The organism is Paenibacillus sp. CAU 1782 (genome assembly GCF_054551715.1).
Genome location: NZ_JBTOLL010000015.1, coordinates 108,026 through 119,933, shown reverse-complemented (window position 1 = coordinate 119,933; position 11,908 = coordinate 108,026). Strand labels below are relative to the sequence as shown.

Genomic DNA, 11,908 nt, shown 5'->3' with positions numbered 1-11,908 from the left:
GCAGACATTCTTCTTTTTGAATCTAAGCCACAAAACGGACTGTAAATATATTGAACAAATGATTAAAAAAGCAATCTCGTAATATTTGTTGCTGGTAACGTCAGGTTATTTGCATGGCTAGTGTCACAACTGTCCATTAGAGCTCAAAAGTGGCGAATATGGCGTGAAAATGAGCTCTTACGGCCGCCAATGTCCGTTAGATTGTGAATTCCCATTAAAATTAGCTCTAATGGCCTTGGATGTCCGTAAGAGTTGAGACAGATTTGTTCCTTCTATGACGCTGGATTATCCGCTACCTCTGTTCTTATCTCCTGTCCCCATCTATTGCCTCACCTTCAGCAAGTCGGTAGGCAGCTCATCTTCCGTCACGTTTTGAACAGGGTAATCCAGCCCGGCCCACAACCTATTCATTATATTGTCATTTTCCACCCTGCCCAAAAAGCCGTTGGATGTTGTGACTTCACCATTATCATTCACATAAATAAAGGTGCTGCCATCCTTTTTGTTAAGCCTTACATAATAATTTCCGTCTAGCGGCACGCTGTTGGGATTGGGTTTAATTTGACTTAGGCCGTCAACAATTGCGGCAATATCCGACTGTTCAAGGATTTCCATCCTCTGAACTTCGCTTCTGTCCGAGGAAAATTGATACATATCAACACTTTGAATGTCTTCCGCATTTATAGAGAAATCATTATTTTTATTGATGATTGCAAAAACAAAAACGAGCACGGCCCCCAGAAGCAACAGAGTTGCCAACAGTACTTTCTTCATATCAAAAACCACCTTATCTATAGATCTAGGCTTGTAAAAACGAAGCAAGCTGATTTAACTGTACTTTACAAATATCTTCCAACTACGGCATCATCCCATACTTGAACCTCGACATACCTCTCTGGACCATCAATGCCGTGTGGATTCCACTCTTGCGGCAATCCGTATTGTTCGACTACTTTGATGATTTCATTCTTTACATAGAGTTGTTCCCGGTACGGTCTGCCATCTTTATATCTCATCGTTGGGAATAAATCGCCATAGGTAAAGCTGATGCTATCTGCTCGAAACTCATCCAAGTGAATCTTTAGTGCCCTTCCATTACTATACCACCCCAGCAACCACGAGCATTCCCCAAGTGTCATGTAATGAGGAAAAGCATTTTGAGGCTTTCCCCCTTTGCTGATAAACAACTCTCTTGCTCTTTGCTCCAGCTCTCTTCGGATCACCAAATAATCATTGGAGCGTTTGCTGGCAAAAACACTTCCTTGAGACTTAATTCTATCCATAATCGTTTCTGCTTCAACCTCAGTTAATGCCGATAGATTGCGGAATGGTCCATTATCCGCTTCAAAATAGTGGTACAAATATTCAATCGACACAGATTTCACCTTCTTTCTATTATTGCATTTAAGTATTGTTTGTATTACTATATATAATACAAACAATACTTAATCAGGAGAGTGATTCGCAATGCTAATTTCTCTCAAGCTACAAAGCGAGGTGCCGCTTTATGAGCAGCTGCGCAATGAAATTGTCCTCGGTATTGCCAAGGGACAACTTCAGCCGGAGGAAAAACTGCCGACCGTGCGTCAATTGGCCGATGAGTTAGGTATCAACAACATGACCGTGAATAAAGCCTATGCTTTGCTTAAGCAGGAAGGTTATCTTGTCATTGATCGCCGACATGGCGCCAAGGTCAGCTTGCCATCCAGTAAACAGGCCAACCAGGACCACCCTTCAGAGCAATTAGAACAAAAGCTTGAGCTCATGGTAGCGGAAGCTGCTCTGCATGGCGTAACCGCCGAAGCCTTTAACAAGCTTTGCTCCTCTATCTACCGAAAAATGCATATACTAAACAGTTGAGGTGATGACTATGTTGACTTTTGTATTGCTAATTCCTGCATTCATTATATATCTTGGGCTTTATTTTACGTACCGTTCAATTGCTGTCTATAAGAATGGCCTTCTCTTCTCCATTGCCCTGCCATCTCATGCTTTAGAGCATCCCGATTTAAAAGCCATCCAGAGCAAGTATCGGCGCACTTTCAACAAAACAATGCTTTGGCTGCTGCTTTTCTTCCTTCCCATTCCTGCTTTGTACAACTTTTTTCCTTATCAAACCGCGTATTTCTTGTTCTGGATGTCTGCCGCGATGATCTCCGTGACGATGATCTACCGCAACACCTTTGCTGTTACTCTCGCCCTGAAACGCAGGGAGGAATGGTTTGTTGGAGAACGGAAAGTCATTCATGCCGATTTGCGTGCCGCCCAGCTCAAAAATAAAACGGCCCCCTCTCCAATATGGTTTGTTATCCCTTTAGCCATATCTACAGGTATTTTGATCTGGTTTGGATCTATGGATGCTCAATTATATATCCTCGGCATCGTTTCCGTTATGATGACACTGCTGTTTTTATGTATCGCCCTGCTGCTGCGTCGCAGCAAGTCTACCATTTACAGTGAACGCTCCGAAACAAATTTGGCTCTGAATCAGATGAAACGCCGTTCCGTTTCTTTTCTTTTATTGGCACTGGCATTGTTTATGAATGTGGAGCAGGTTTTGGTTGGTTTATTGTCCTTAAACGAAACAGAAGCATTAAACGTCATCTATCTGCCACTTATTATTCTTTTTTCCCTAGTTCCACTTATCCTTATTCTTACCGTCTACCGGCGCTTGTCCACTGCCAGAAATGAGCTGCTTCAGCTGGAGTCCAGCCCGATTTATAGCGACGATGACGAATATTGGGCCAATGGCTTCACGTACCATAATCCCCACGACAAAAGCCTGCTTGTTCCCAAAAGGGTAGGCGTAGGGGAGACGATTAATACAGGGACGTTGGCCGGCAAATTAATTATGGGGGGTGCTGTTGGTTTGTTGCTTACCATCGTATTCGGCGTTTCTGTTATGCTTATTCGTATGGAATTGATAGCACCTGCTTTAAATCTAACCGAAACTCATACCGTGGAAATCAAATATCCCATGTACTCTTATTCTTTTGACCTGGCTGACGTGAAGGATATATCGCTGACGGATATCGTGCCAAAAGGAAGCAAAACGAGCGGCGAAGCCACCAATAAATTCTTAAGAGGCCATTTCCGCTTAAATGAAGTCGGCAAAGCCCGATTGTACCTATTCAAAAATAATCCGCCCTTTATCAAAATCGAGCTGGCCGATGAAGTTATTTTCTATAATGACGAGCTGCCGGCCAATACCGAAGCTCTTTTCAAGCAACTAACTGAGGCGCTGGAGCAAACCAGGTAACAGCAACCTCCGAATAAAGACTGCCGAATTTGACCTTTTTAATTGCTTTACGGACGTATGGAAGCGATCGTTTCCGTGATCAGTTTCTTCTGTACGTCCGGCATTCCCTCCGGCCATTGATCCATATCGCAGAACATTGCTTCCGAAATCTCCACGCTTGGGACAAATGCCCCTCCTGTCACCCGACCTGTATAGATTAGATCTACACGATTAGGTTTTACGCCAAAAATAGCTCTGGCTGGTCCGTCAATAGCTACCATTAGCTTAGTTTCCTCGTACACTTCTCGTTCCAAAGCAGCTTGCGGTTGCTCCAATTCCATCCAGCCACCTGGTATGCCCCATGGTTCTTTTCTGTAGACATGCTTTAGCAGCAAAATCTGCCCTGTGTCATTGATGAAAATCCCCAGTACGGCAACAAGAAACTTCTGCTGAGAGCGATAAACCACCCAATTTTTGAATCGGGGAAATGGCATGTTTTTATACAGAATGACTAGCCAATCCCGAGGGATAAGATTAATCAATTTTGAAAGCATAAGTACTTCCTCCCAATCTAGACTACTTTGCCGCTATTAAATGTTTCGTCTATCCATGCCCGATCATAGTCTAAGATCCAATCATTGTATTTTTCATAAATACTCATCAGTGCATCTTTGGAAGCAGAAATTACATCGCAGCCTCTATCATCATAGATATGAAAAATAGTTCCTGTTGTAACATTTATGAAAAACACATCATGAAATATAGAAGGTTTGATTCCTACATCATGATTGCAAATCGCTTTAATCAGACCCCTGTATGTTATATCCCGTCCATGACATTCTAAAGTGAACCAGTTCGTTTCATTATCATCAATTTCCTTACTATCGGCAAATGCATGCACAATTGCTTTGTGCTGAAGACGTCGCAAAACCCCTTTGTCAGGGATGTATCGTCTATATAGTTTCGGCGCTCTTTTGAGAACAGTGGTTTGATTACCAAAATGGGCGTTTGTTACAAGAAGCAACTTATCGTTCCTCTGATGTAAATGCTCATAAATAAGAATGGCTCTGTCATAGACACCCTGCATATACCTTGACTTGTTCTGGTCGTAAACAGGCGGGGCACCAAGCTCAAAGCGTATCCCGATATCCCAGCTATAAAAAAGAGGCTTACACTGAGACAAAGATTCAAAATGACTGCTTAAATAATGATCCAAGTCCATGTTACTCTGACTCCCTTACGCTAGACGATTCTGAATCAAACTTTCCATCCCGACGCTTTTGTAGAAGGTTGTGTCCGTTATGCGGCAAGTCCGTCATGAAATGGAAATACGTTGGGCATCGCCGAAAGTGGTATACTTGTATTCATAAATTCTTATGTGGAAAAAAAGTCAAAAGGAGTGCACCAACATGCAACTGCACATTACAGAGCTGGCCTCAAATCGTCTGACGAAACACTTAAACAATCAAGCCGGCGTATTCAAAATCTTCTATGATACAGAAGGCTGCGGATGCAATGGCGTTATCGTTATTCTTATTGTTGATGAGCCCGATGCCCTGGATGTTGTCATTGAGTCCAATCTGTCTCCGTTTTATGTAGACGCCAAGCAACAATTCAATCTGGAGCAGCAAATGAAGCTGGATGCCGAACCTAATTATCCTTCCTTCAAACTAAGCAGCGATTCCGGCGTGTTCAGCAGCAATGTGCGCGTTCGTGATATCCGCTCCGCAACGGTTGGCGGTTCCGCAGTTACCAACGCCTGCAGTCTGTAAATGTAAGCGGCTAGCAAGGCCAGTGCTTACTTAAACAACCCTTCTAAATATGCATAATCAACACCCTGATCGGTAGCTGTATAGAAAAACCCCTTATATCTGACACGATCAGCCGAATTAATCGTTATGGTCTTGATTGCTTTCCCCTGATCGTTGTATAAAGTCGTTCTAAACCGGGTGCCCATATATCCGATTGACAATTTACCCTTTTGAAATGTTGTTTCATTCAGATTCTGAACAATATGATTGATATCTTGGGCCCCGGTTATTTCAACCTCTCTTCCTGTGCTCCCGTCAAAAATAACAATGCGGTACACTTCAGTTGGCTCGAGATTCACAAGGCGATGCGGGATATAGGTAAGTCCATACAGCAGGAATAGAACAAGCGGAATCAACCAAAGGAGCTGCTTTTTTCGCTTCTTCATGCGGATCATCTCCATCACCTCCGGTTTTGCTTTTAACCTTCTCGAATCCATGAGTGGATGAGTTGGCCGTTCCTTTTAAGACTGCTGGCTCTTAGAAGATTGTTATTCTTTCGACCCTCAAAAAGCTGATAGTATTCACGTTCCAGACTGGTCCAATTGGTAAACGTTTTGGTTTCTTCTGTGAGGTAAATCAGTCCGTTGTCCTGTCTCCATTCGGGCAATGCATCCAGCCAGTCGGCATATATATCCCGGCCACTTATCGCCCTTAGCTGATTGCAGCAGTTGCTTACCGCAATTAACTGGATGTGGACTAAATGTGATTAATTCATTTCCTTCATCAAAAAATAGATTTCCACAGCTACTGCATTGATAGATTGTTTTTGTAAGATCATAAAAAGAAGATCGCGCCTTCATTATTGCCTCTTCCTTCTCCTCTGGACTAGGCCCTGAGTTCTCGATCGCTTTATCGATTTCATCCAGCAGATCAAAAAAATCCTGATCCGATACTAAATGACCTTTATAAGGCAAATGATCGGTTATATCTCTTATGACATATCCACACTGACATTTAAAATGCAAAGTTTCACCTTCCCGTAAGAGATATTGTGCAATCTTTACCGCTCCCTTAAAGCCAACTCCTCAATCAAAGGCTTACAATCCCCTATTCACGCTCTCTTTTATTCTTAACTCCGAATTCAACGAATTGATGGCTGCTCATCCACGTATTCAAAAGGTCAGTGCTTACGGATTGTTGCCAGAAGTCTGAGGTTTTCCGCAGACCTTGCTCAATCTCTTCCGGCAATTCCACGATATATCCGATTTCCTCATTTGTAAAAGAAACTACCGTTGCTTCATCCTGGGTTAGAGCCAATACTTGAAACAAGTAGCAGCCTGGCTGCTCCGGATCGTTATTTAGCGGCGTTCCGAACAATTGCACTCCTTTGTCCGTATACAATAAGACGATTTGATGTTGATAAGCACTTAATTTGTGCATAAGCATCTCTCCTCCTCTGTACAGGAATTCCTCATCCTGCGTATCCTTTTCCATCCAGTTACATTCACTATACCGTTTATTCCCAAAGGATGGAAGACAACAAAAAAAGAAGGACAAGGCTTACTCCTCGTCCTCCATCACCGCAGCATCACTTTCGTCATCCTCAACATATTCCAAAATATCGCCAGGCTGACATTTCAACACTTTGCATATGGCATCCAATGTTGAAAACCGAATCGCTTTAATTTTCCCCGTCTTCATCATGGACAAATTTACATTCGAAATGCCAACCGCATCGGCAAGCTCATTCAGGCGCATTTTGCGATCCGCAAGCATTCGATCAAGTCTTATGACAATCATAACGTATGATCAGCCTCGTTCTGCAAATAGATGCCGTAATGAAAAACATAAGCCATAACCAGCGCGATAGCGCCTCCAATCAACGCGATAAAATCAATGGATGCGTTCGCAGAAATGTGGTTATCCGTGACCAGATTGATGATCGCCGGCATTGCAAATCCATTAAGGATTGGCGCGATAAGCGCAGCCGCCACAAGCACTGCTCCACACCTCAATAACAACGTGGCATTAACGGGAACAAACACGTGTCCATTGGATACATTACCGAAAAACCTTGCAATTAAATAGAAGCTATACCCATGCGGAGCCACGGTGACAAGACCCATGATCATAATCCCCAGAATCGTAATAAGCTCAGTTTTCCCGCCAGCAGGACGCATGTCGACATGGAGATCCAGGTAAGACAGGTCCACAAGAAAAGCCCTGGACTCTACGCTATGATCCTTCTCAAGCAGAAGCGCATTAGTGTAATGTCCTTCCGGTATGGTCATGTTCACTTCCATTCGCCCGATCAAAATTAAGACGACACTTAACACCGCCAGCCCCACCAAAAAATAACAGAGACCCTGCAGCAGCTGTGCCAATTTACTAGCGCGTTTTCTGTTCATCAGCTTACTCATCAGCCACCAACTTCCTTTTCCCTTTTCCAGGATCGTTTTCCATTTGAGTATATCACATTCCATTATGATTAGGAATAAAAAATTAATGATAAACGATAATTTTTTAATGTTTGTACCTCTTGCAAGCATATAGATAATTGCATCCCTGAAAAATTATTTTACAAAAATGGAACTTTTCTTGCGCTAATGTGTCTGTTTATAGGAGGTGAAGGAAGTAGTGGAAGATGAATATCTCGTAACGATGACGAGTTTGGGATCGACAGAAATGGAACCAATCATCGTAAAATATTGGAACGATATTTGGAATTATGCATTTGTATTAACCAAAAATCATGATGTAGCAGAAGATCTCGCGCAGGAAACCTTCATTAATGCCTTTCTTGCGCTGGACAAGTTCCGGGGACAATCGACGGTAAAAACGTGGCTGCTGAAAATTTGCCACAATCTTGCGATAAACCACAAGAGATCGGCCTTTTTTCGTAAAATTCTCCCTGTTCCGATTGTACGTTTTTCGGAGGGCGCTCCTTCCGCTGAAACCATCTATTTTTCCGAATCCAAGATGGACGAGGTTTGGAGCGAATTGTTGACGTTACCACTTAAACATCGAGAAGTTCTTATACTGGAAGTAAAATATGGATTATCAATTGCTGACATTGCTAACTTTCTCTGTATTGCAGAAGGCACGGTGAAATCAAGGCTTCATCGGGCGAGAAGCAAAATGAGAAATAAGCTGCGGGAGGAATGATATGAAGAGGAAAAACGTTGAAGACGCGCTTCAGAAAGGGCCTTATTCCGAGCCACGCCAGATCACAGTCGAACAAATCAACTACATACAAGAAAGAGTGCTTCGGAGGGGGCGGCAACAGCCGTTTGTACATGTAAAAAGAGTCATTCCATTCATGCTCAGTTTAGCAATTTTGGCCGTTATCGCTTGGGTCAGTCTGCCCATCGAACAGCAGTCCACTCCGATGGCATCCATACCTCCTTCGGATGAGCAAATTTTGCAGCTCATTCAAATGAACGAAACCGATCCCGATATGATGCCAAAAATTATGTATAAGGAAGAGCTAAATGATAATCAAATGCTCATTTTCACAAATACCGTAAAGCATGCGGATTCTATCATGATCTGGGAGGCAGGGGTATTGCAGTGGGATGAACACGGCATGGCGTGGGTCGTTGAGGGTAAAGTAAAAGTGCCACTAGGCACTGAGTTGGAAAACGAGAGCCTGAATGCAGAAGGAATAAATGAAGTCTTTTCCTACACATTTGTTCAATTGGCAGATCAAACACCCTCATTGGAACCCTCCTCCTACTTGCTTGCATTCGGAGCTTCTGTCGATCCTGATGTTCACTCCATTTGGTTTACTGACGAATCCAAGCAAGCTTATACTGCCAAAATGATCCCGTATGTGTACGAAGGTTATACGCTTTGGTTCACTCCCCTTCCGGGCCAAAACGAATTTTCTTACCAATTGCATGCGGTAGATGGCGAATCTGTGTCTGAACCGATAGATACTAACGATCATAAAATACCGCTTTATAGAAGGCTGGATATGTCCAATATTGCACCGGAGGACATTCATATCCCTTTGAATTTAGCCGACAATCAAACAGATGAAAATCCGGTAATCAAATTGCTGAATACATCGGCAAAAATCGACAGCCCCGAAGGTATTTTAATTGAAGCGGCTTATCTGCTTCGGGATGGAGTATCAGAATTTTGGATTTCACAATTTAGCGGACAACAAGGAGATCCGGATCAAGTATTGGAGGATTTAAAATTAGAGTTCCCCACAGAAACGTTAACCGAAACCATGATTAACGGCCATAAAGCGCTGATCGAGCAGAGTGAGGCACGCGGGCAAATCTTTATCGTTACGGAGAATTACTTTTATGCGGTTAATTCCGTCTATTCAGTTGATATTGATGTATTATTGTCTGCCGCGAAACAAATTAAGATTAGATAAGGAATAAAAAGCGGCAGCAAAAGGCTGAATATAAATGCCTTTTGCTGCCGTAGCATTAACATGAAGCGATACTATTCTCGTTAACCTATTAATCGAAACCAATTCCTATTCCTTAGATAATTCAGCTGACGCCTGGGCCGGATATGACTGGTCTACCATTCCATTCGGGATAGTAATATTCACTTTGTCTCCTACCGAGACAGCATTGAAATCTTTGTTATTAACCGAGAGCCAAATTGCATCAGGCTGAGCCTCCTCCAGGATCTCGTTAAGCGGCGCGTCGATTTCATCAACCTTATCACGCACTACCAGAACTCTCCCATCCTCTTTTGAAACAACAAAACCCTTTTTATAATTCCAAGGCCCGTCTACTTCATCTTTATTAACCGATGAACATCCTGTTGCCAGAACCAGTGCGAATACGAGTAAAACTATTATTTTTTTCAAAATAATCCTCCTCCAGGTTATGTAAAGATAAAAACGGCCCAATAGACGAATTTGTTGCAAAAGCAACAAAAAAAAGAAGCCCTTCGGCTCCCTCTTTATTGCGGCAATATGCCTTTATCTATGGCTTGCTGTACAAGCTCCTGCGCATGTGACCATAACTTTGCCGAACCGTCATTTATGCCCGCATTGCGTTTTAAAACCTGGCTGCTCGTAATGCCATATTGTCTCCAACTGGCGCCATCGTTATGATAATTATGGATGATAGGCTGAAGCCGGTCGAGTGACGAAGCAAATGCAGCTTCCGGTGTCGCCCTTTCTTCAAACTCCACCCATAGCTCCATCAGCTCTTTGGCCTGTTCCTCCGGCAGCAAACCAAAGATGCGGTCAGCGGCCTTTTGCTCACGCTCCGCTTTGTCTGTATGCCCCTGCTCGTCATAGGCAAATGTATCTCCGGCATCGATTTCGACCAGGTCATGAACCATAAGCATTTTGATAACCTTTAACAGATCAACCTCTTTATTGGCATGCCCTTGCAGAACAAGCGCCATCATCGTCAAATGCCAGGAATGCTCCGCGTCATTCTCCAGCCTGTCTTCATGAATAAGCTTGGTTCTGCGCTGGATGGATTTTAACTTATCAATCTCGATCAGAAATTCCATTTGCTTTTGAAAATCGTTGCTGCTCATTTAGCTCTCTCCCCAATACATACGATTTGGGCCATTTCAACCTCTCCCTATGTGACGGCCTACAACTTCTCCGCAACGATAATAAAGCTTTTTGGAATACCCGCGTCAAAAACATCCGATGACAAATTGGGCAACTCCTTCAGCACCTTCATATGAAGCCCGGCATTTGCAACCGAAGTGACAACTTCGCCTAATGTCCAGTTTCTCAAGTAAACTTTTGTTGCCGTAGGTTCCCCGTCCTTGTATTTGGAAAAAGAAATATCCCGCTCCTCTAGCTCCGTACTGAAATAATCGCCGCTCACTTTGTGTTTGCGGATTTTGGCTGTGGTTCCTTTGGAAGTGATCAGCTTGGTGGACACGGGATGAAAATCCTGCAAGATCAGTTTCCCGCCGCGCTTCAGCAACCCTGAAACGACTTGAAAGAGTGGATCAAGATCAACGAAATAATGCAAAATGCCGTTTTCCATAAATACAACGTCGTAGTCCCCAGTCAACTCATGGGAAGGGAGCTGGAGCACATCAGACAAAATATATCTCAGCTCCACGCCAGCCGCTTGGGCCAGTTCATGAGCATAACGCTCGTTGCCCTCCGAAAAATCAACCACTGTTGCTTGAGCGCCGAGCATTGACAGAGCTACTGCTTTCATTCCATTGGAACCAAGCAGGTTGATCACCTTTTGCTGGGACAAATTTTGCTCAAAATAATCGTAGATTTCGCCAATCCGCTTTTGCGGATAACTTCTCAGTTTTTCCGCTGCCTCCGCAGGCGTGCCAAACCGGTTCACCCAAGCCTCATAGGTGTCCGTGTTCCAGGCTTGTTTATTGATTTCATTCTGCTCCATCGGTCAAACCTCCACTTATGCTTGCGCTCAGTTCCTTTTCCATGCAATAAAACGGCAGAGGTCTTCTGGGGAATGTTACCTCTCCACGCAGCTCATACCCAAGCTTTTTGTAAAACTGAAACGCCATTTCGTTCCCGCTGTATACGTCCAAACGAATGGAGCCATAGCCCATATCAAGACACTGGTTATGTACAAACTTTATCAAAGATTGAGCGATGCCCCTCCCCTGATAGCGGGGCCGCACAGATAGTCGATGAAGAATCGCATGTTTGGCATTTTCGCTTTTCCAGCCAATAGCCTCATATTCCTTATAGCCGTGATCATCAAAGGAGACGACTCCCGTCACTTCCCCATCAACTTTCGTAATATAGATGCTTCCGCTGCGAAAATCCGCCTCGACATCTGTCATGTTTGGATAAATATCATCCCATTGTTTAATTCCTTGGGCCTCCAAATGAGCTCTGCACTCTTGCAATAGTTCAAAAATGGAAGTAAGCTCTGTCTCATCCGGCCTTATGATCTGCACTCCCATAAACATTATCCCTTCTGATACG

At 43.5% G+C, this 11,908-nt stretch carries 18 protein-coding genes; 5 read left to right on the top strand and 13 right to left on the bottom strand.

Annotation, left to right across the window (positions count from 1 at the left end; translation table 11 throughout):
- Positions 1 to 321: 321 nt before the first annotated feature.
- Together ACX93W_RS22120 and ACX93W_RS22115 are read right to left on the bottom strand one after the other, a co-directional pair.
- Positions 322 to 774: a hypothetical protein gene (locus tag ACX93W_RS22120; protein ID WP_459394536.1), complete on the bottom strand. Its 453-nt coding sequence runs from the start codon at positions 772 to 774 to the stop codon at positions 322 to 324.
- Positions 775 to 839: 65 nt separating this feature from the next.
- Positions 840 to 1,376, bottom strand: a complete 537-nt coding sequence (locus ACX93W_RS22115) for a hypothetical protein (protein ID WP_459394535.1) — start codon at positions 1,374 to 1,376, stop codon at positions 840 to 842.
- Between the two features lie 91 nt (positions 1,377 to 1,467).
- On the opposite strand from ACX93W_RS22115, the gene ACX93W_RS22110 reads away from it, so the two are divergent.
- Together ACX93W_RS22110 and ACX93W_RS22105 are read left to right on the top strand one after the other, a co-directional pair.
- Positions 1,468 to 1,860 carry a GntR family transcriptional regulator gene (locus tag ACX93W_RS22110; protein WP_459394534.1) on the top strand — a complete coding sequence of 131 codons (393 nt, stop codon included), beginning with the start codon at positions 1,468 to 1,470 and terminating at the stop codon, positions 1,858 to 1,860.
- A 10-nt stretch (positions 1,861 to 1,870) separates the two neighbouring features.
- Entirely contained in the window at positions 1,871 to 3,259 is a 1,389-nt protein-coding gene (locus ACX93W_RS22105; protein WP_459394533.1) for a DUF5808 domain-containing protein, read from the top strand.
- 47 nt (positions 3,260 to 3,306) lie between these two features.
- On the opposite strand, the gene ACX93W_RS22100 is transcribed toward ACX93W_RS22105, so the two are convergent.
- Complete coding sequence (locus tag ACX93W_RS22100; RefSeq protein ID WP_459394532.1) at positions 3,307 to 3,792, bottom strand: NUDIX hydrolase; 486 nt, start codon at positions 3,790 to 3,792, stop codon at positions 3,307 to 3,309.
- A gap of 17 nt (positions 3,793 to 3,809) precedes the next feature.
- Entirely contained in the window at positions 3,810 to 4,460 is a 651-nt protein-coding gene (locus ACX93W_RS22095; RefSeq protein ID WP_459394531.1) for a DUF3885 domain-containing protein, read from the bottom strand.
- 187 nt (positions 4,461 to 4,647) lie between these two features.
- Here ACX93W_RS22095 and ACX93W_RS22090 point away from each other — a divergent pair, with 187 nt between their 5' ends.
- The gene (locus ACX93W_RS22090; protein WP_459394530.1) at positions 4,648 to 5,010 is read left to right on the top strand and encodes an iron-sulfur cluster biosynthesis family protein; all 363 of its coding nucleotides are present in this window, start codon (positions 4,648 to 4,650) and stop codon (positions 5,008 to 5,010) included.
- Positions 5,011 to 5,036: 26 nt separating this feature from the next.
- Here ACX93W_RS22090 and ACX93W_RS22085 read toward each other — a convergent pair whose 3' ends face one another.
- The 5 genes from ACX93W_RS22085 to ACX93W_RS22065 all read right to left on the bottom strand — a co-directional run bounded on the left by ACX93W_RS22085 (position 5,037) and on the right by ACX93W_RS22065 (position 7,409).
- Positions 5,037 to 5,435, bottom strand: a complete 399-nt coding sequence (locus ACX93W_RS22085) for a hypothetical protein (protein ID WP_459394529.1) — start codon at positions 5,433 to 5,435, stop codon at positions 5,037 to 5,039.
- A 135-nt stretch (positions 5,436 to 5,570) separates the two neighbouring features.
- Complete coding sequence (locus tag ACX93W_RS22080) at positions 5,571 to 6,014, bottom strand: hypothetical protein (protein ID WP_459394528.1); 444 nt, start codon at positions 6,012 to 6,014, stop codon at positions 5,571 to 5,573.
- Between the two features lie 82 nt (positions 6,015 to 6,096).
- A complete protein-coding gene (locus ACX93W_RS22075) occupies positions 6,097 to 6,429 on the bottom strand; it encodes a hypothetical protein (protein ID WP_459394527.1) in 333 nt (110 codons plus the stop codon).
- Positions 6,430 to 6,549: 120 nt separating this feature from the next.
- The gene (locus tag ACX93W_RS22070; protein ID WP_459394526.1) at positions 6,550 to 6,789 is read right to left on the bottom strand and encodes a helix-turn-helix domain-containing protein; all 240 of its coding nucleotides are present in this window, start codon (positions 6,787 to 6,789) and stop codon (positions 6,550 to 6,552) included.
- The gene (locus ACX93W_RS22065; RefSeq protein WP_459394525.1) at positions 6,786 to 7,409 is read right to left on the bottom strand and encodes a DUF2975 domain-containing protein; all 624 of its coding nucleotides are present in this window, start codon (positions 7,407 to 7,409) and stop codon (positions 6,786 to 6,788) included. The genes ACX93W_RS22070 and ACX93W_RS22065 overlap by 4 nt, the downstream gene beginning before the upstream one ends.
- Positions 7,410 to 7,626: 217 nt before the next feature.
- Between ACX93W_RS22065 and ACX93W_RS22060 the strand changes: the two genes are divergently transcribed.
- Together ACX93W_RS22060 and ACX93W_RS22055 are read left to right on the top strand one after the other, a co-directional pair.
- A complete protein-coding gene (locus tag ACX93W_RS22060) occupies positions 7,627 to 8,154 on the top strand; it encodes an RNA polymerase sigma factor (protein WP_459394524.1) in 528 nt (175 codons plus the stop codon).
- 1 nt (position 8,155) lies between these two features.
- Positions 8,156 to 9,379 carry a hypothetical protein gene (locus ACX93W_RS22055; RefSeq protein ID WP_459394523.1) on the top strand — a complete coding sequence of 408 codons (1,224 nt, stop codon included), beginning with the start codon at positions 8,156 to 8,158 and terminating at the stop codon, positions 9,377 to 9,379.
- A gap of 105 nt (positions 9,380 to 9,484) precedes the next feature.
- Here ACX93W_RS22055 and ACX93W_RS22050 read toward each other — a convergent pair whose 3' ends face one another.
- The 4 genes from ACX93W_RS22050 to ACX93W_RS22035 form a co-directional block, all read right to left on the bottom strand.
- Positions 9,485 to 9,826, bottom strand: a complete 342-nt coding sequence (locus tag ACX93W_RS22050) for a DUF3221 domain-containing protein (protein WP_459394522.1) — start codon at positions 9,824 to 9,826, stop codon at positions 9,485 to 9,487.
- A 95-nt stretch (positions 9,827 to 9,921) separates the two neighbouring features.
- Positions 9,922 to 10,512, bottom strand: coding sequence for an HD domain-containing protein (locus tag ACX93W_RS22045; RefSeq protein WP_459394521.1), 591 nt, complete (start codon positions 10,510 to 10,512; stop codon positions 9,922 to 9,924).
- 59 nt (positions 10,513 to 10,571) lie between these two features.
- Entirely contained in the window at positions 10,572 to 11,354 is a 783-nt protein-coding gene (locus ACX93W_RS22040; RefSeq protein ID WP_459394520.1) for a class I SAM-dependent methyltransferase, read from the bottom strand.
- The gene (locus tag ACX93W_RS22035; protein WP_459394519.1) at positions 11,341 to 11,886 is read right to left on the bottom strand and encodes a GNAT family N-acetyltransferase; all 546 of its coding nucleotides are present in this window, start codon (positions 11,884 to 11,886) and stop codon (positions 11,341 to 11,343) included. Before ACX93W_RS22035 ends, ACX93W_RS22040 begins: the two co-directional genes overlap by 14 nt.
- Positions 11,887 to 11,908: the final 22 nt, after the last annotated feature.